The sequence below is a fragment of the Pantoea sp. Fr+CA_20 genome (assembly GCF_024520835.1).
Taxonomy (GTDB): domain Bacteria; phylum Pseudomonadota; class Gammaproteobacteria; order Enterobacterales; family Enterobacteriaceae; genus Pantoea; species Pantoea allii.
On the sequence record NZ_JALNPN010000019.1, the window covers coordinates 13,671 to 32,742 of the forward strand.

Here is a 19,072-nt window from a genome sequence, read left to right on the forward strand (position 1 = left end):
TACAATCACCTTCAAAATTTAAGGGGGTGTTATGAATGAGAATAAATACAATGAGAGCGTGATTATTTCTGTTACCGAATGGATTAATAAAAATTTGGATCAGCGTTTAAGCATCGATGATATTGCCGAAAAAGCCGGTTATTCAAAATGGTATCTGCAAAAATTATTTTCCCGTTACAACAATGAAACTCTGGCGCGTTATATTCGCAGAAAGAAATTAATTGCCTGTATTAATGATTTAAAATACAGCCGCGCGCCCATCATCAGTCTGGCGGTGAAATACCATTTCGAAAGCCAGCAGTCATTTACACGTTCATTTAAGCAGATGATGGGCTGTACGCCGAGCGTATGTCGTAAAAGACAGCTATTGGACGACAGCAATCAGGATGCGAATACGCATCCTTGCAGCTTATGTAGTCGGGGGGAAAACAGCGCAAAAAAGAAAGGATCGGGCGGAATAAAGGAAACCCGCGGTTTCGACAATATAGCCCGCCTGCTTTAACAAAAACCGTTAACGCGCGTTATCGTCAGGTTGATAGTACTGTACGCCAATCTGAATCCGCTCGCGGCCACTGGCGACACGATGACGATTTGTATCACGCAAGGAGTAAACACATCCGCAATATTCTTGCTGATAAAAACTCTCACGCTTACTGATTTCAATCATGCGCGCCGATCCCCCGCCTTTACGCCAGTTGAATTCCCAGTAGGTCAGATCGGGATAGTGGGCGGCAGCGCGTACGCCGCAGTCATTAATTTGCTGCATGTTCTTCCAGCGGGAAATCCCCAGGGAACTGGTTATCACCGGGAAGCCATTTTCGTGGGCGTACAGCGCCGTGCGCTCAAAACGCATATCGAAGCACATGGTACAGCGCTCACCTCGCTCGGGTTCCCACTCCATGCCTTTGGCGCGTTTAAACCAGTCGTCACGATCGTAGTCCGCATCCACAAAGGGCACACCAAACTTTTCGGCAAAGCGAATGTTTTCTTCTTTGCGCAGCTCGTACTCTTTAAGCGGATGAATATTCGGATTGTAAAAGTAAATGGTGTACTCGATGCCGGATGCCAGCATGGCCTCCATAACTTCTCCCGAACAGGGCGCGCAGCAGGAGTGCAACAGAACTTTCTTGTGACCGCCGGGCAGCGGTAGCGGTTCACGCTGGTAGGGCTGAGACATAAGCACCTTCAATCAATGGAATCAAAGAGGCAGTGTAATGCCGGGACGTAAATGTTGCAAAATTTCGCATAACAACGGGCTGACATGCGCCAGCCCGCCGGTCACCCCTGAGCGATGTGCTATCACCACTGCAGCGTTTTACCTGCATAGTCAATATAGTGATGGCCGCCACGTCCACGGTGGGTGGTCAGTTGGGTAAAGATGCCGTTGGCACTCTCTTCAGGCGTCAATGGCGCTGCATCGCCGCCCATATCTGTTTTGACCCAGCCGGGATGCAAGGTGATTAACGTCCCGTTCTGGGCATCCACCGTTCTGACCAACGAGCGAGTGAGCATATTCAGGGCCGCTTTACTGGCAGAATAAAGCGGCGCGTCTGCGCTGCGATTCTCATTCAGGCTGCCAAGTTGAGAGGAGGTGAGTGCGAGTACGCCGTTTTGTTGGTTCAGTAACGGCAGCAGAATTTCCGCACTCCGAATCGGTGCCACGGCATTGGTCATAAACAGCTGGGCCAGTTCAGCGTCGTCGCTTTCCGACAGCTTTTGATGGGACGGGCCATAAATACCGGCATTAATCAGAATGGCGTCAAAAGGCTGTCCGCTCAGTCCAACAGCAAAATGCTTAACCGCCTCGGTTTGCGTCATATCAAGCCGGTGCCAGTCAACCTGAGGGATATCACCTTGCGGTGGATGATCCCCGCGATGGGTCGCCGTCACCTGCCAGTCATGGGCGGCAAACGCCTTTACGACGGCCAGTCCTATGCCACGTGATGCGCCAATCACTAAGATTTTCCCTTGATAAGCCATACGGTTTCCTCGTTGATGAAGTCAGTAATCAGAGTAGATGTTGATCGACGAACACACTGCATCCTGAATGCTTTTTTGGATTAACACAGCAATACTGACGCCGTGCATTCTCCCTGTGTTATTCGATTTGCTGATCTGGCGGTGATGACTTGTCACCTTCACGACTCTTCTCGACGCTCTGCGGATGGTCTTCCCCTATTGAGAGGGCGGTAGCGCTGGCGGGATCGAATAGCGAGAAGCTTTCAATCTGGTCCACCATAATGACTTTGCGGAATGCCATCGCATTCTTCGGCTCAGAATCCAGCGTAATGCCATGCTCGGCATACCAGCTGCTGTAATTGTGTTCCACCGACAGCTTCAGCGTATGGCTGTCGCGGTAGCCGCTCAGCATCGGAATAAGCACGATATTGGCTGTGCTTTCGTATTCAAAGGTGGCGGCATGCACCATACCGATATAAATCCGTCGGGATTTTAAGGTGATCCACGCCAGCTCCCCCTCTTCCATACACTGAAACAGCATCTGTTCGACACCATTAGATCGAGAGAGTTTTTGATAGAGATCTTTTCGGCCTGAAACGTTCAGTTGCGCACTGCCCGCCCAGTTTGAACGATAAAGGCAAAACAGGATGGCAAAGGCCAGCATAATCACCACAGGTGCCTGGATACCCAGAAAACTCCAGTTCATAAACTTCATTTGCAGCTGCAGATGATCGCCGGGAAACACATACAGGAAATTAGAAACGGTTGAAATAATAAACAAGATAAACCAGATAAAGGCGGTGACGAAAACGCCCTGAAGCACAAAAATACAACCGTAAAGTGCGACCAGAAAATAGACATCCCAGCCTGAAGAACGGCGCATTTTAAAACGGCTGGACAGATCCCGGCTGGTATACCAGTAACCACTCACCATCAATACCATAAAAATTGCGGTTCCCACCTCAGACTCCTTTTAAGGTATTGACGTGTCGATTGAAATCGTCTTTCACTTCATCACTGAGAATATTGACGGCAGCATTGCCGTTTTCATCGATAATTATGCGTTCACCATCCGCAATGGAGTCGTTTATGTCCTGGCGGCTCATTATCTGGAGGAATTTATCCGGGCTGGCGAACAAAGAACGAACAAAGCTAATCATGGTGTGTCACTTAACGAGTTAAAAGAACAAGTATGTGACCGAATCGTGTTTACTGCCATTTTATAGTCGGTAAACATTCCTAAAAGATGATTAACGAAGCGGTAATAAAGCATAATTATTGCGGCCAGTCATTTGTGCCACATTGATAAAATCCTGCTGAGAAACTCCATATTTCACCCTTATTTCGATGAATGTGGCAGGCCCGTTTCTGATAATCCTGAGGCGTGCGCATCTCCGCATATTCATGAGAATCCTGGCGGTTTCAGCGTAGTGCCCTGCCGACTTGCCTTCTCTACGGTCAGTCAGCGGTCACCGTCCCGTGCGACCTCAACCTCACCGGCTCTGCGTTACGGTGGAAAGGCGCGTCGGTTTATCCACCTGCATCACATATCCTGGCGATATTGTTGCACTAGTGTGATGCAGGTTTTAAATATGTTGCACCCCAATTGCGCTTGCCTGATGAACGGGATATCAACTTCTCGCAAACCCCTTCACTGAATCATCTGAGGTGCGGCCTGTTTTTATGCACCTCAGAAATATGGCATGCATTGTGCTTGTTACTTAACTAACAACATGGCGATCAATGACAGCCAGGTAACATTGAGGACGAGATGAGCGCTAACGCAGACCTGTTCAAAAAGATTGAGGCCGCTTTTAGCCTGCAAACGCCAAGCGAAAAGCGGATTAGTTCGTGGCTGTTAAGTCATCCCGAGCAAATACCGTTTGAAACGGCCGACAGCATTGCCCAGTCAACCGGGACCAGCGGTATTACCGTAGGGCGTTACCTGCGCAAGCTGGGTTTTAAAAATCTTGATGATGTGAAAAACCTGCTGCGCGATGTGCCTAACACACCCTACAAGCAATGGGGCGTTATTGATCGTCTTGACTCATGGGAACAGCAACGCACGCTGCCCGATCCCTCCAGTCAGTCGCTACAAATGGAGTTAGATGCTATCCGCTATGTCTATCAACTGGCTCAGACAGATACGTTTCGCCATATCAGCCAGCAAATCGCGGATGCCGAAACGGTCATCGTGCTGGGTATTCAGTCTACCCGCGGTATCGCTAACACCTTTTTCAGTCATCTGGAATATTTACGCCCGCGCGTGACCTACGCCGATGGCAGCTCAGGCAGTTGGCTGGAGTCGCTGAATTCTGAGTCTGCCAAACCTTATGTGATTCTGACGGATACGCGCGCCTATTCCACCGTGGCAAGACAGTTTTGCCGGGTTGCCACCGAGCGCAAGGTTGCAACGGCACTCGTCACCGATATCTGGTGTCCCTGGGCACGTGATTACCCGGTGGATTTGCTTCAGGTCAAAACGGACACCGCCAATTTTTGGGACTCACTCGCGCCCCTGAGTTGCCTGTTTAACCTGCTGCTTTCCGCCGTTGTTGAACGCCTTGGCCCCGCGCTTTCTCAGCGACTGGCACAAAACCGACTGTTACAGCAGGAATTTGGTCAATTTGAACATTAATAAAACAGGGATCACCGCATGATGCAGGAAACAGAGTTGGTCGATATTGCAGCAGCCTTTCCTGAGCTCAGTATCGACCTCAAATATGCCACCGCCGACAACATCACGGGCCAGCCTATCTACAGCGTCGCCCGCTGCCTGCTGCACCCTGATGCCGTGAAAGCGCTGGAGAAAAGCATGGCGATTGCAAAAGTGGCCGGATTCACCCTGCTGGTGCTGGATGCCTATCGCCCGCAAAAAGCGCAGGAGCTGCTGTGGCACGCCTGCCCTGACCAGAATTATGTCGTGCCGTTATCGCAAGGCTCCAACCACAGCCGTGGCACCGCCATTGACGTCACGCTGGTCGATGCGACAGGACAGACGCTGGATATGGGCACCGGGTTCGATGACATGCAGGCGCTATCCCATCCTTATCATCCCGACGTACCGCTTGCTGCCCAACGCAACAGACTGCTGCTTAATGCCGTGATGTTTGGCGGCGGCTTTACTGGCATTGCCACGGAATGGTGGCATTTCGAATTACCGGAAGCGGCCCGTTACCCGCTTCTCAACGATGTTTTCACCTGCATATCCCCAGCCCAGACTGACGGAGTATTACCATGAAAATGACGCACACAGCCCCCGGCTATTTTCGCCCTTTGTTACTCGCCATCACCCTGGCCGCCACAACGACGTCCGTTTTGGCGGCGGTACCCAAAGATATGTTAGTGATTGGTAAAGCTGCCGATCCTCAGACGCTTGATCCTGCCGTCACCATCGATAATAACGACTGGACCATTACCTACCCTGCCTATCAGCGATTGATCAAATACAAAACCGAAGGCGGTAAGGGTTCTACAGACGTTGAAGGCGATCTGGCGGAAAGCTGGCAGAGCAGCGAGGAGGGTAAGGTATGGACGTTTAAATTACGCCCAGGCGCTGCGTTTGCGGACGGTTCAGCCGTGAATGCTGAGGCCGTTAAGCTGTCGTTTGAGCGCCTGCTGCGTATCAAACAGGGCCCTTCCGAAGCCTTCCCGGCCGATCTTAAAGTCGAAGTGGTAGATCCGCTAACCGTGCGCTTCACCCTGAGTACGCCTTTTGCGCCTTTCCTGTACACCCTCGCTAACGACGGTGCCTCCATCATTAACCCGGCCGTGCTCAAGGCTAACGCGACTGACGACGCGCGCAGTTACCTGGCGGAACATACTGCAGGCTCGGGCGCTTATATGTTGCAGCGCTGGCAGAAAGGTCAGCAACTTGTGCTGGTGCCTAACCCACACTTTGCCGGGCCAAAACCGGCGTTTAAACGGGTGTCGGTGAAGATCATCAGTGAAAGCTCAGCCCGACGCCTGCAGTTGGCCAAAGGGGATGTGGATATTGCTGATGCCTTGCCGGTGGACCAGTTTGCCGCGCTGAAAAAGCAAAATGATGTGGCCGTGATGGATTATCCCGCCCTGCGGGTCACCTATCTCTACCTGAACAACAGCAAAGCGCCGCTCAATCAGCCAGATTTGCGCCGGGCGATATCCTGGGCCACCGATTATCAGGGGATGGTGCAAGGCATTCTGGGTGGCAACGGAAAACAGATGCGTGGACCGATCCCGGAAGGCATGTGGGGTTACGACGCGAAGGCCATGCAGTACAGCTTCAATATCGCAAAAGCCAAAGCTGAACTGGACAAGGTTGCCAGTAAGCCACAGTCGCTGTCGTTTCTCTATTCTGACAGCGACCCAAACTGGGAGCCGATTGCCCTGTCAATGCAGGCCAACCTGCAGGCTATTGGGATCAAGGTAAAGCTGGAAAAACTGGCTAACGCCACCATGCGCGAGCGCATCGGCAAGGCGGACTATGACATTGCAATTGGTAACTGGAGCCCAGACTTCGCCGACCCCTATATGTTTATGAATTACTGGTTTGAATCTGACAAAAAAGGGCTGCCAGGTAACCGCTCGTTTTATTCCAACCCGGACGTGGATGCGCTGCTGAAAAAAGCGGTATCGACCCCGAATCAGGCTGAACGGACGACCGACTACCAGCAAGCGCAAAATATCGTGATTAAGGATGCGGCTTACGTTTATTTATTCCAGAAGAATTATCAGGTGGCGATGAATAAATCGGTTAAAGGCTACGTGTTTAACCCGATGCTGGAGCAAATCTTTAATATCGCCACCATGCACAAAGAATAACACCCCTCACGCCCGTTCATGCAGGGCCTGCCCGGCCCTGCTGAGGAAGACATGATGAGTTACTGGAGTTTAGTAAGACAGCGTAGCTGGGGACTGCTGTTGGTGGTCGCCGGCGTCTGCGTCATTACGTTTATTATTTCGCATCTTATTCCCGGGGACCCAGCCAGACTTCTGGCAGGTGATCGCGCCAGTGATGAAATCGTCCAGCATATCCGTCAGCAGTTAGGGCTGGATTTACCGTTATGGCAACAATTTATTCGTTATGTGGAACAGCTGTTACATGGCGATCTGGGTACCTCTATCCGGACAGGCCGCCCCGTGTTAGAGGATTTACGGGCGTTTTTTCCCGCAACGCTGGAGCTGGCCAGTTGTGCCCTGTTGATCGCCCTGATCGTTGGCGTGCCGTTGGGCTTGCTCTCTGCGGTGTATCGTAACCGCTGGCTCGATCATCTGGTGCGCCTGCTGGCGCTGACCGGGATTTCAACCCCGGCGTTCTGGCTGGGCCTGGGCGCGATTGTGCTGTTTTATGGCAAGTTAAACCTGCTGCCCGGTGGCGGACGCCTGGATGACTGGCTCGATCCCCCCACGCGCATCACCGGTTTCTATTTGGTTGATGCCCTGCTGGAAGGCAACATCGAGGTCTTTTTTAATGCGCTTCAGCATCTGATTCTGCCTGCCACCACCCTGGCCTTTGTTCATCTGGGCATCGTGGCGCGCCAGATTCGCTCGGCCATGCTGGAACAACTGAGCGAAGACTATATTCGCACCGCGCTGGCCAGCGGCCTGCCGAAATGGACGATCGTCGTGCGTTATGCCCTGCCCAATGCCCTGATTCCCTCCGTGACGGTCCTGGGGCTGGCATTAGGCGACCTGCTGTATGGCGCGGTATTAACCGAAACCGTGTTTGCCTGGCCCGGCATGGGCGCTTATGTGGTGTCCTCTATTCAGGCGCTCGATTTCCCGGCGGTGATGGGCTTTGCCATCGTGGTTTCCTTTGCGTACGTATTGGTAAACCTGTTCGTGGATCTTCTTTATCTGTGGATTGACCCGCGCATGGGTCGGGGAGCGTAGAACATGATGATAACGCAAGAACAGCCTGCCGTGCGTCAGGTCAAACCCGGCCTGTTCGCCTGGAAACGCCGCCTGTGGATGCTGAGCAAAAGCCCACTGACGCTGCTGGGTGCCGCCATCATCATTCTGATGCTGGGGTTAATGGTGTTTTCACCCTGGATTGTCCCCCACGATCCCAATGCCATCAGTTTGACCGATCGCCTCCAGGCACCCAGTGCCGCGCACTGGTTCGGTACTGATGAAGTGGGCAGGGACTTGTTCAGCCGGGTACTGGTCGGCAGCCAACAGTCGGTGGCGGCAGGCCTGGCTGTCGTGCTGCTGGCAGGCATAAGCGGTTCGTTACTGGGCTGCCTGTCCGGTGTGTTAGGCGGTCGCAGCGATGCGATGATTATGCGCCTGATGGACATCATGCTGTCGATTCCTTCGCTGGTACTGACCATGGCGCTGGCTGCGGCGTTGGGGCCGAGCCTGTTTAACGCCATGCTGGCTATCGCCATTGTGCGCATCCCCTTTTATGTCCGGCTGGCGCGGGGTCAAACGTTAATCGTCAGGCAGCATACCTTCGTGGAAGCGGCAAAAACCTTTGGTGCCTCGCGCTGGCACCTGATTAGCTGGCATATCCTGCGCAATGCCCTGCCGCCGCTGGTGGTGCAGGCCTCGCTGGATATTGGCAGCGCGATTTTGATGGCGGCTACGTTGGGTTTTATTGGCCTGGGCGCTCAGCAACCCACAGCGGAATGGGGCGCGATGGTGGCTAACGGCCGCAACTACGTTCTGGATCAGTGGTGGTACTGCACCTTTCCCGGGGCCGCCATTTTAATCACGGCGGTGGGATTCAATCTGTTTGGCGATGGCATCCAGGACCTGCTGGATCCGAAAGCGGGAGGACGTAACTGATGCAAGAGAGAATCCTGACGATTGAGGATCTACGGCTGAGTTTCCCGGTTTTTCAGGGAGAGGTGAACGTGCTGAACAGCGTATCGATGCACATCAATCGTGGCGAAATTGTCGGCGTGGTTGGCGAATCGGGTTCGGGGAAATCCGTCACCGCCATGCTGGCGATGCGGCTGATTCCAGAACACAGCTATCACATCAAGAGCGGCAAGCTGGAGCTGGCTGGGCAGGATGTGCTTGCCGCCAGTGAAGTCGACATGCGCAAGCTGCGCGGCAATCGCGTTGCCATGATTTTTCAGGAGCCCATGACCGCCCTGAATCCGACCCGCCGCATCGGCAAACAGATGGTGGATGTGATTCGTCAGCATCGTCCTCTGTCTGCCCGTGAGGCAAAAGCCCGTGCGCTCACGCTACTGGGCGATATGCAAATCGCGGACGCGAAGAACGTCATGGAGCGCTATCCTTTTGAACTTTCAGGCGGAATGCGGCAGCGCGTCATGATTGCCCTGGCCTTTTCCTGTGAGCCTGACCTGCTGATTGCGGATGAACCCACAACCGCGCTGGATGTTACCGTTCAGCGCCAGGTGCTGCGCCTGCTGAAACAAAAAGCCGAAGCGACCGGCACCGCCGTGCTGTTTATCAGCCATGATATGGCTGTGGTTTCCCAACTGTGCGATCGGATTTACGTCATGTATGCCGGGGCCGTCATTGAAAGCGGCGTGACTGACACCGTCCTGCGTTCACCGTGCCATCCCTATTCCATCGGCCTGCTGGCCTGCTCGCCGGACGCCATTGAACCGCGTGCGCCGCTGGCATCGATTTCCGGAACCGTACCCAATCTGGCCTGCTTGCCCGCAGGCTGTGCCTTTCGCGAGCGCTGTTTTGCGGCGGGAGAACGCTGCAGCAACCCGCCGCGACTTCATGCCACAGGCGACACCGCCCAGCAGGTCGCGTGCTGGTATCCACAACAGGAGACGCGTCATGTCTGATGCTCTGCTTACGCTGCAAAACGTGCATGTCACCTTCCCTGCCAAAAAGAACTGGCGCGGCAAAGTGACGGAACGGGTTCATGCGCTGAATGGCCTGGATATTCAGGTCCGACAGGGCGAAACACTGGGGATTGTTGGCGAATCCGGCTGTGGGAAAAGCACCCTGGCGAAACTGTTGATGGGCATGCTGAGTCCAACCTCAGGCCAGCTTGAACTGGCAACGGCCCCAGCCGGTCATCGGGGACGTCGTATGCAGATGGTGTTTCAGGACCCCCTCTCTTCCCTCGATCCTCGCCTGCCCGTGTGGCGCATCATCACCGAGCCGGTGTGGATTCAGTCGCGTCCGTCAGAAAAAGCGCGGCGGGCGTTGGCGGAATCACTGGCAAACCAGGTCGGTATTCGTCCCGAATACCTGGACCGGCCGCCGCATGCGTTTTCCGGCGGGCAGCGTCAGCGCATCGCCATCGCCCGGGCCCTGTCATCCGAGCCTGATATTATCGTCCTGGATGAACCGACCTCCGCGCTGGATATTTCTGTTCAGGCGCAGATTCTGAATCTGCTGGTGGACCTGCAAAAACAGCAAAACCTCACCTACATCCTGATATCGCATAACGTGTCGGTGGTGCGCCATATGAGCGATCGCGTCGCGGTCATGTATCTGGGGCAGATTGTGGAGCTGGGCGAAACACAGCGTGTTCTGGATGCGCCCCAGCATCCTTATACCCAGTTACTGATGGAGTCGGTACCGCGCATCGGCGCGGCGCTGGACGGCGCGCCGGTCAACACCGAGCTACCGGGTAACCGTCACCTGCCGACGGGATGCTATTTTCGCGATCGCTGTCCACAGGCAACACGCGGCTGCGAGTCGCCCCAGCCACTGTTATTACAGGAAAAAGGCAGTGCGGTGAGATGTTGGCAGGCGCAAAACCCCATCCAGGCCTAAGCCATACCGAACACAGACCGCGCGGACAATGCCCGCGTGGTTGAGCGATAACGCGTTCAGGATAAATATCAAGATGAAAATTATTGTACTCGGTAGTGGTGTCGTGGGCGTGACAACCGCCTGGTATCTGCAGCAGGCCGGGCATCAGGTAACCGTGATTGAAAAAGAAGCCGGTCCGGCATTAGGCACCAGCGCCGCCAATGCCGGGCAGATCTCCCCTGGCTACGCCGCGCCCTGGGCCGCGCCGGGTGTCCCCTTAAAAGCGGTTAAATGGATGGTGCAACGCCACGCGCCCCTTTCCGTGCGTCCGGACGGCTCCCGCTTTCAGCTCGCCTGGATGATGCAAATGCTGAAAAACTGCAATCCGCAAAGCTATGCCGAAAATAAGGCCAGGATGGTCAGGCTGGCAGAGTACAGCCGCGACTGCATCAGAGCACTGCGGGCCAGCACGGGCATTGAATATGAAGGACGTCAGGGAGGCACGCTGCAGCTGTTTCGCACCGCTCAGCAGTTTGACAATGCGGCACGCGATATCGCCGTGTTGCAAGACGCTGGCGTTCCTTATCAACTGCTGGAAGCCTCACAACTGGCCGAGGTTGAACCGGCGCTGGCGGCGGTTAAGCATAAGCTGACCGGCGGGCTACGACTGCCTAATGACGAAACCGGAGATTGCCAGTTATTTACCCAGCAGCTTGCGGCGAGGGCGCGCGAGGCTGGCGTCGACTTCCGTTATCACACCAACGTCGATGCGCTGCTGACACAGGGAGACAGGATAAGCGGGATTGTCTGTGGCGCTGAAACGCTGACGGCGGACGGATACGTCATGGCTTTGGGCTCGTACTCCACGCAATTGCTCCGGCCGCTGCTGTCTGTTCCGGTTTACCCACTAAAAGGCTATTCACTGACGATTCCGATTGTCGATGCGTCCGGCGCGCCGGTATCCACGGTGCTGGATGAAACCTATAAAATTGCCATTACGCGTTTTGATAATCGTATTCGCGTGGGCGGTATGGCGGAAATCGTGGGATACAGCAAAACCCTGCTGCCCGCCCGGCGGCAAACGCTGGAGATGGTCGTCAACGATCTCTTTCCACAGGGCGGACAGGTGAGTCAGGCAACCTTCTGGACCGGATTACGTCCAATGACGCCGGACGGCACGCCCATCGTTGGTCCGACGCATTTCACCAACCTGTGGCTGAATACCGGGCACGGCACGCTGGGCTGGACGATGGCCTGCGGCTCCGGCCAGCTGTTGAGTGATGTGATTTCAGGCAAACCGCCGGCGATTGCCCATGCGGACTATGCCGTGTCGCGCTATGCCTGAGCCGCGCGGTTTGTGGTGATGTTACAGAGCCTGGGCGCAAGCCCAGGCCGAACTCCAGGCCCACTGGAAATTGTACCCCCCCAGCCAGCCGGTCACATCGACCACCTCGCCGATGAAGTAGAGCCCCGGTACGTCGCGCGCTTCCATGGTTTTGGATGAAAGCTGAGTCGTGTCAACGCCGCCGAGGGTGACTTCGGCGGTGCGGTAACCTTCCGTGCCGTTAGGCTGCACCTGCCAGCCGTGCAGCGTCTGCACCAGTTCTGTCTGCTGTTTGCTATTGAGTTGCTTCAGCGTGACATCCGGCACGACTTTCATTTCCTGCAAGACTTCGACCAGGCGCTTAGGCAGAATTTTGGCCAGGCTGTTTTTCAGGCTCAGATTCGGATGCGCCTCTCGCTGAATCGTCAAAAAATCATCCAGACGGGTGGCCGGAGAGAGATCCACCGTGAGGAACTCGCCGGGCTGCCAGTAGCTGGAAATCTGCAACACTGCCGGGCCGGACAGACCGCGATGGGTGAACAGCATCGCCTCTTTAAATAGCGTGCCGTCCTTTGCCGCAATGGTCGTATCCAGCGCGACGCCAGACAGCGTCTGCAGTTGGTCTAATAGCGGTTTGTGCAGGGTAAAAGGCACCAACGCCGCGCGCGTTGGCAACACACTAAGCCCAAACTGCTCAGCAATTTTATAGCCGAACGGCGATGCGCCCAGGCCCGGCATGGAAAGCCCGCCGCTGGCAATCACCAGCTTCTCTGCCTGCACCGCGCTGCCGTTGAGCTGCAGATGGTAGCCCGCGTCATCCCGGGATACGCTCAGAATGTCGCTGCGCAGGCGAACGGTGACGCCACCGTTGTCACACTCGGCCATTAATAAATCCACCATCTGCTGGGCAGAATCATCGCAGAACAGCTGTCCCAGGGTTTTCTCATGCCAGGCAATGCCGTGACGATTCACCAGATCGATAAAATCCCATTGGGTATAGCGCGCAAGGGCCGACTTACAAAAGTGGGGATTATTCGACAGATAGGCGGCGGGTTCAGTGTAGAGATTGGTGAAATTGCAGCGCCCGCCGCCGGACATCAAAATCTTGCGGCCCGGCTTCTTGCCGTTATCCAGCAGTAATACACGGCGACCACGCTGTCCTGCCTGCGCAGCACAGAAAAGCCCGGCAGCGCCTGCCCCAATTACGATAACGTCAAACTGTTCCACTGCAATTGCCCACCTGGTAAGAGAGGGGCAGATTGTAGTGATCTGCTCCTGTGGATGCCAGTGTCAAAATTTTGCCGTAAATATGTCACAATGTAACTAGTTAATTTATATAGACTTTGTACCTGTTAACCGGGTTAATTGACATTTTTAGTCCAAATCATGACTATATTTTCCTTTCCCAGACCGCATGTTGTCGCGGATAATGCGCCGCGTTCATGTCCTCCAAAATGGCGTAACGTCTATGCTACATCTGTTTGCTGGTCTAGATCTTAGCACCGGCCTGTTACTGATACTTGCTCTGCTGTTTGTATTGTTTTACGAAGCAATTAACGGCTTTCATGATACGGCCAACGCGGTTGCGACGGTCATCTACACCCGTGCCATGCGTGCTCAGCTTGCCGTTTTGATGGCAGGGGTTTTCAACTTCTTTGGTGTATTGCTCGGCGGATTAAGCGTGGCTTACGCTATCGTGCATATGCTGCCTACCGATCTGCTGCTGAATGTTGGCTCGGCTCACGGTCTCGCCATGGTGTTTTCCATGCTGCTGGCGGCGATTATCTGGAACCTGGGCACCTGGTATTTGGGGCTTCCGGCTTCCAGTTCCCACACCTTAATCGGCGCGATTATCGGCATCGGCCTGACCAATGCATTAATGAACGGCACCTCGGTCGTCGATGCGCTTAACATTCCTAAAGTGCTGAATATCTTCCTGTCTCTGATCCTTTCTCCCATCGTCGGCCTGGTGATTGCGGGCAGCTTAATCTTTCTTCTTCGCCGTTACTGGAGTAACACCAAGAAGCGTGCGCGTATTCATATGACGCCCGCAGACCGGGAGAAAATTGATGGCAAGAAAAAGCCGCCTTTCTGGACGCGTACCGCCCTGATTATCTCCGCCATTGGCGTCAGCTATTCACACGGTGCAAACGACGGGCAAAAGGGGATTGGCCTGATCATGCTGGTTCTGATTGGCGTTGCGCCAGCAGGCTTTGTGGTCAATATGAATTCATCGGGTTACGACATCACGCGCACGCGCGATGCGGTTAACCACCTTGAGCAATATTACCAACAGCATCAGGCGTCATTGACCCATATCATCCAGATGGCTCCGCCTAAACTGCCCACGCCAGAAGAAGTCGCCCCGGCAACGTCAACCGAGTTTCATTGCGACAGCGCGCGTGCGCTGCAGGCCGTGCAGCGTGCTCAGGTGTTGCTGAACAATCTGCAAAGCTATGGCGATCTGTCCGTCGATCAGCGTAGTCAGATGCGCCGCCTGTTGCTGTGTATTTCCGACACCGCCGATAAAGCGGCGAAGCTGCCGGAAACCTCCGCTGACGATAAACGCTTCCTTGGCAAGCTCAAAGGCGATCTACTGAACACCGTTGAGTACGCGCCGGTATGGATTATCATGGCGGTGGCGCTGGCTTTAGGCATCGGCACCATGATTGGCTGGCGTCGTGTTGCCACCACCATCGGTGAGAAAATTGGTAAGAAAGGCATGACCTATGCGCAGGGCATGTCCGCACAGGTAACGGCCGCCGTATCGATAGGCATTGCCAGCTACACCGGCATGCCGGTCTCCACCACGCACATCCTGTCCTCTTCCGTTGCCGGTACGATGCTGGTAGACGGCGGTGGATTGCAGAGCAAAACCATCAAAAACATCGCCATGGCGTGGGTATTTACGCTGCCGGTCTGTATTTTATTGTCGGGTTCGCTCTACTGGATCGCGCTCAAGCTCATCTGAGACAGCGGCAAATCAGGGCGACTTCGGTCGCCCTTTTTAATGCCAGATAGCTAGCGCAATCAGGCTGATCATCACTAATCCGCACAGCGAACTGGCCAACATAAACAAGCCTCTCACCCGCTCACACCGGCGAATAAATTCGTCATCATGATGATCAAGATAGCGTCTTGCCCAGATATAGCGCACCAGCCTGACCTGCTTGCCGGGCTGACCATGGGCGGTGAAAAACCCTGCGCCGTCAACGTACTGATACAGCAACGGATCGCAGCCACGCAAAACCACCAACAGCGCACGCAACGAAGAGAAATAGCGCGCCATATTCACAATACATACCACACAGAGAGCCCAAAAAAGCGCGATAGTGCTGATCATCTACCCCTCCTTACCGGCACTGCAGAAAAGTGCTGAACGCGCACCCTGCTGAACAGTCCCTGCAGAATTAGCCAACAACCCCATTAAATGATTTGTAGTTTTATTTTTGAAATATCTGAACAGATGCAGCAATGTGACGAAGGCTGCTTTTTCAGTTTAGGAGCAATGTTCAATTTTTTACCAGCAAGGATTTTCGTTTTATACGAGTAAAAATCGTTCATCATTGATCTTATTCACAACCCAGACGGCTTCAGACGCATTTGTTAACACAGATGACTATACTTTCAGGTATAACAACATTATCGCCTGTGCTGTACGTTAACCATTTCGGTGGCGCGCATCGCCCGTTCGCGCAATGGATTTCGCAGCTATGACGCGTCTGGAAACCGCTGCCATTCTGAATCTCGTGGAAGGAGTTATATCATGGCTTACAAACATATCCTGATTGCAGTCGATCTTTCGCCAGAAAGCCAGTTGTTAGTCGATAAAGCTGTCTCGCTCGCGCGTCCTTATGACGCAAAAATTTCGTTGATTCATGTCGATGTAAATTACTCTGATCTCTACACCGGCCTGATTGATGTCAACCTGGGCGATATGCAAAAGCGGATTTCTGAAGAGACACATCAGGCGCTTAAAAGCCTGTCGGATGCCGCGGGCTATCCTATCACCGAAACCCTGAGCGGCAGTGGCGATCTCGGTCAGGTGCTGGTGGATGCGATTAAGAAATACGATGTGGACATGGTGGTGTGCGGTCATCATCAGGACTTCTGGAGCAAACTGATGTCGTCTGCCCGCCAGTTGATCAATACGGTGCATATCGACATGCTGATTGTGCCGCTGCGCGACGAAGAGGAAGAATAATTCGCCTGCGTTAAGCCGGTGCGGCTGACGTGCCCACCGGCTTCACAAAATCCGCTACTCAGCCAGTGGCGGATAGATATCGAAGCGGTGGCTTTTGGTAAGCACCGCAGACTGCGTAACAACCCCTGCCAGCGGTGGCGCGTAATCCGGGCGTTTCACCACGATACGTTTCTTTGCCAGACGGCGAGCCGGTGCCAACAGAGCATCAGCGTCCTCATCCGCCCCAACCAGCGACTGAAAGACCCGCATCTCTTTTTTCACCATGGCGCTTTTTTGCCGATGGGGATACATCGGGTCGAGATAAACCACATCCGGCTGCGGGGTGATATCGGTTAAGGCCTGAACGCTGGAGGCATGAATCAGCGTCAGGCGCTCACGCAGCCAGTCGCCAATCTCTGCATCCTGATAACCGCGCGTCAGCCCATCATCCAGCAGTGCGGCGACCACCGGATGACGCTCCAGCATCCGTACCCGGCAACCGAGCGCGGCCAGCACAAAAGCATCCCGACCTAATCCGGCGGTGGCATCCACGACATCGGGCAGATAATCGCCTTTTATCCCGACCGCTTTGGCTACCGCTTCCCCACGACCGCCACCAAAACGGCGACGGTGCGCCATCGCGCCAGAGACAAAATCCACGAAGATACCGCCCAGCTTGGGCTCATCCCGTTTACGCAGTTCAAGATGTGTGGCGGTTTTGACCAGCGCCAGCGTCGCGTCTTCACAGTGTGTCAGTTGCCAGCGCCCGGCTAAAACAGTTAAGGCGCCGTCACCGGCGCCTGTCTCATCAAGCAAACAGATTTTCACGTACGGCTTATCCCTGAATACCGTAGTGTTCCAGCATGGCATCCAGCTGTGGTTCACGACCGCGGAAGCGTTTAAACAGTTCCATTGGCTCTTCTGAACCGCCGCGCGTCAGAATGTTGTCGAGGAAGGACTGCCCGGTTTCCCGGTTGAAAATCCCTTCTTCTTCAAAGCGCGAATAGGCATCCGCCGCCAGCACGTCGGCCCACAGGTAGCTGTAATAGCCTGCCGCATAACCTCCGGCAAAGATATGGCTGAAGGCATGAGGGAAGCGGCCCCATTCCGGGCTGGGCACGACGGCCACTTTGCTTTTCACCTCACGCAGGGTTTCCAGAATCTGTGCACCTTTTTCCGGGTTGAACTCGGTATGCAGGCGGAAGTCGAACAGGCCGAACTCCAGCTGACGCAGAATAAACAGCGCCGCCTGGTAGTTTTTCGCCGCCAGCATTTTATCCAGTAGCGCTTTGGGCAGCGGCTCACCGGTTTCGTAGTGACCCGAAATAAACGCCAGCGCTTCTGGCTCCCAGCACCAGTTTTCCATGAACTGGCTTGGCAGCTCAACAGCATCCCAGGGCACACCGTTGATGCCGGAAACGCCTGCCGCTTCAATGCGCGTCAGCATATGGTGCAGGCCGTGACCGAACTCATGGAACAGCGTGATCACTTCGTCATGCGTAAACAGCGCAGGCTTACCACTTACCGGACGATTGAAGTTACAGGTGAGGTAAGCCACCGGTTTTTGCAGGCTGCCGTCCGCTTTACGCATTTGCCCCACGCAGTCGTCCATCCATGCACCGCCGCGTTTGTGCTCGCGAGCATAGAGGTCGAGGTAGAAACTGCCGCGCAGCTCGCCGTTTTCATCGAACAGATCAAAGAAGCGGACATCCGGATGGTAAACATCGACGTCAGTGCGCTCTTTGGCGGTAATACCGTAAATGCGCTTCACCACTTCAAACAGGCCGGACACTGCACGAGATTCCGGGAAGTAAGGGCGCAGCTGCTCATCGCTGATGGTATAAAGATGCTGCTTCTGCTTTTCGCCGTAGTAGCTGAGATCCCATGGGTTCATGGTTTCTACGCCAAACGCTTTTTGCGCAAAAGCGCGCAGCTGAGCCAGCTCTTTCTCACCCTGTGGACGGGCGCGGTCGGCCAGATCGTTCAGAAAATCGATCACCTGTGCCGGGCTCTGTGCCATCTTGGTGGCCAGGGATTTATCCGCGAAGGAGTCGAAGCCCAGCAGTTGCGCCAGCTCGTGTCGCAGCGCCAGCTCTTCCGCCATAATCGGACCATTATCCCATTTACCCGCGTTAGGGCCTTGATCGGAGGCGCGGGTCGAATAGGCGCGGTACATCTCTTCACGCAGAGCGGCATTATCGCAGTAGGTCATCACCGGCAGATAGCTCGGGATATCCAGCGTCAGCAACCAGCCTTCCTGCCCTTTGGCTTCCGCCTGGGCTTTGGCTGCGGCCAGCGCGCTTTCCGGCATGCCGGCCAGCTCGCTTTCGTCCGTAATCAGCTTACTCCAGCCCATTGTGGCATCAAGCACGTTGTTACTGTAGGCCGAACCCAGCTCGGAAAGGCGGGCCGCAATTTCGCCGTAGCGTTTCTGCTTGTCTTTTTCCAGACCAATACCGGAAAGCTCAAAATCACGCAGGGCGTTATCGACGGCTTTCTGCTTTGCCTGATCCAGCGAAGCATAGTGACTGCCTTCTTTCAGATTGCGGTAGGCCTGATAAAGACCTTCGTGCTGGCCAACCCAGGTGCTGTATTCAGAAAGCAGCGGCAACGTTTGTTCATAGGCTTCGCGCAGTTCCGGGCTGTTTTTGACCGAGTTCAGATGGCTGACCGGCGAAAAAATCCGGCTCAGGCGATCGTCGGTCTCCGCCAGCGGCTGTACCAGATTGTCCCAGGTGTAAGGTGCGCCTTGCGCCACTACTTTTTCCACCATTGCACGGCATTCATTCAAAACGTCGGTCACGGCGGGCACCACATGTTCAGGCTTAATCGCTGAAAACGGGGGAAGTGTGAACGAGGTGAGTAACGGATTGGTCATAGCGCAGTCCTTTAACAATGTGTGGGGCGCGATGAGTCGCGCAACGCAA

General features: G+C 54.6%; 19 protein-coding genes. 11 read left to right on the forward strand and 8 right to left on the reverse strand.

Annotated features, from left to right (window positions below; all coding sequences use genetic code 11):
• Positions 1–31 precede the first annotated feature (31 nt).
• Positions 32–502, forward strand: a complete 471-nt coding sequence (locus tag NR177_RS18795; protein ID WP_256853400.1) for a helix-turn-helix domain-containing protein — start codon at positions 32–34, stop codon at positions 500–502.
• Between the two features lie 9 nt (positions 503–511).
• Here the strand turns inward: NR177_RS18795 and NR177_RS18800 are convergent, their stop codons facing one another.
• The 4 genes from NR177_RS18800 to NR177_RS18815 form a co-directional block, all read right to left on the reverse strand.
• Positions 512–1,177 (reverse strand): epoxyqueuosine reductase QueH, encoded by a 666-nt coding sequence (locus tag NR177_RS18800; RefSeq protein ID WP_063877582.1) that lies wholly within the window; start codon positions 1,175–1,177, stop codon positions 512–514.
• 122 nt (positions 1,178–1,299) lie between these two features.
• Positions 1,300–1,980, reverse strand: a complete 681-nt coding sequence (locus NR177_RS18805) for an SDR family oxidoreductase (protein WP_256853401.1) — start codon at positions 1,978–1,980, stop codon at positions 1,300–1,302.
• Between the two features lie 118 nt (positions 1,981–2,098).
• Positions 2,099–2,920, reverse strand: a complete 822-nt coding sequence (locus tag NR177_RS18810; RefSeq protein WP_063877584.1) for a hypothetical protein — start codon at positions 2,918–2,920, stop codon at positions 2,099–2,101.
• Between the two features lies 1 nt (position 2,921).
• The gene (locus NR177_RS18815; protein WP_074180982.1) at positions 2,922–3,119 is read right to left on the reverse strand and encodes a hypothetical protein; all 198 of its coding nucleotides are present in this window, start codon (positions 3,117–3,119) and stop codon (positions 2,922–2,924) included.
• 611 nt (positions 3,120–3,730) lie between these two features.
• Between NR177_RS18815 and NR177_RS18820 the strand changes: the two genes are divergently transcribed.
• From NR177_RS18820 to NR177_RS18855, 8 genes are all read left to right on the forward strand, one after another.
• A complete protein-coding gene (locus NR177_RS18820) occupies positions 3,731–4,597 on the forward strand; it encodes a MurR/RpiR family transcriptional regulator (RefSeq protein WP_063877586.1) in 867 nt (288 codons plus the stop codon).
• Between the two features lie 18 nt (positions 4,598–4,615).
• On the forward strand, positions 4,616–5,200 hold the full coding sequence (ddpX, locus tag NR177_RS18825; RefSeq protein WP_063877587.1) for a D-alanyl-D-alanine dipeptidase: 585 nt from the start codon (positions 4,616–4,618) through the stop codon (positions 5,198–5,200).
• Positions 5,197–6,762 (forward strand): ABC transporter substrate-binding protein, encoded by a 1,566-nt coding sequence (locus NR177_RS18830; protein WP_063877588.1) that lies wholly within the window; start codon positions 5,197–5,199, stop codon positions 6,760–6,762. The genes ddpX and NR177_RS18830 overlap by 4 nt, the downstream gene beginning before the upstream one ends.
• Positions 6,763–6,816: 54 nt before the next feature.
• Complete coding sequence (locus tag NR177_RS18835; RefSeq protein ID WP_256853426.1) at positions 6,817–7,833, forward strand: ABC transporter permease; 1,017 nt, start codon at positions 6,817–6,819, stop codon at positions 7,831–7,833.
• A gap of 3 nt (positions 7,834–7,836) precedes the next feature.
• Positions 7,837–8,730, forward strand: coding sequence for a D,D-dipeptide ABC transporter permease (gene ddpC, locus NR177_RS18840; RefSeq protein WP_063877589.1), 894 nt, complete (start codon positions 7,837–7,839; stop codon positions 8,728–8,730).
• The gene (locus tag NR177_RS18845) at positions 8,730–9,716 is read left to right on the forward strand and encodes an ABC transporter ATP-binding protein (protein WP_063877590.1); all 987 of its coding nucleotides are present in this window, start codon (positions 8,730–8,732) and stop codon (positions 9,714–9,716) included. Before ddpC ends, NR177_RS18845 begins: the two co-directional genes overlap by 1 nt.
• Positions 9,709–10,659, forward strand: a complete 951-nt coding sequence (locus NR177_RS18850) for an ABC transporter ATP-binding protein (RefSeq protein WP_256853402.1) — start codon at positions 9,709–9,711, stop codon at positions 10,657–10,659. The genes NR177_RS18845 and NR177_RS18850 overlap by 8 nt, the downstream gene beginning before the upstream one ends.
• Before the next feature lie 73 nt (positions 10,660–10,732).
• A complete protein-coding gene (locus NR177_RS18855) occupies positions 10,733–11,983 on the forward strand; it encodes a D-amino acid dehydrogenase (RefSeq protein ID WP_063877592.1) in 1,251 nt (416 codons plus the stop codon).
• 21 nt (positions 11,984–12,004) lie between these two features.
• Here the strand turns inward: NR177_RS18855 and NR177_RS18860 are convergent, their stop codons facing one another.
• The gene (locus NR177_RS18860; RefSeq protein WP_063877594.1) at positions 12,005–13,189 is read right to left on the reverse strand and encodes an NAD(P)/FAD-dependent oxidoreductase; all 1,185 of its coding nucleotides are present in this window, start codon (positions 13,187–13,189) and stop codon (positions 12,005–12,007) included.
• Between the two features lie 241 nt (positions 13,190–13,430).
• Here NR177_RS18860 and pitA point away from each other — a divergent pair, with 241 nt between their 5' ends.
• On the forward strand, positions 13,431–14,933 hold the full coding sequence (gene pitA / locus NR177_RS18865) for an inorganic phosphate transporter PitA (protein ID WP_063877595.1): 1,503 nt from the start codon (positions 13,431–13,433) through the stop codon (positions 14,931–14,933).
• Positions 14,934–14,969: 36 nt separating this feature from the next.
• Here the strand turns inward: pitA and uspB are convergent, their stop codons facing one another.
• Positions 14,970–15,305: a universal stress protein UspB gene (gene uspB / locus NR177_RS18870; RefSeq protein ID WP_241568199.1), complete on the reverse strand. Its 336-nt coding sequence runs from the start codon at positions 15,303–15,305 to the stop codon at positions 14,970–14,972.
• 423 nt (positions 15,306–15,728) lie between these two features.
• Here uspB and uspA point away from each other — a divergent pair, with 423 nt between their 5' ends.
• Positions 15,729–16,166: a universal stress protein UspA gene (uspA, locus tag NR177_RS18875; protein WP_063877597.1), complete on the forward strand. Its 438-nt coding sequence runs from the start codon at positions 15,729–15,731 to the stop codon at positions 16,164–16,166.
• Between the two features lie 54 nt (positions 16,167–16,220).
• Here uspA and rsmJ read toward each other — a convergent pair whose 3' ends face one another.
• A complete protein-coding gene (rsmJ, locus tag NR177_RS18880) occupies positions 16,221–16,973 on the reverse strand; it encodes a 16S rRNA (guanine(1516)-N(2))-methyltransferase RsmJ (protein ID WP_279627547.1) in 753 nt (250 codons plus the stop codon).
• A gap of 7 nt (positions 16,974–16,980) precedes the next feature.
• Positions 16,981–19,023: an oligopeptidase A gene (prlC, locus tag NR177_RS18885; RefSeq protein ID WP_256853403.1), complete on the reverse strand. Its 2,043-nt coding sequence runs from the start codon at positions 19,021–19,023 to the stop codon at positions 16,981–16,983.
• Positions 19,024–19,072 lie beyond the last annotated feature (49 nt).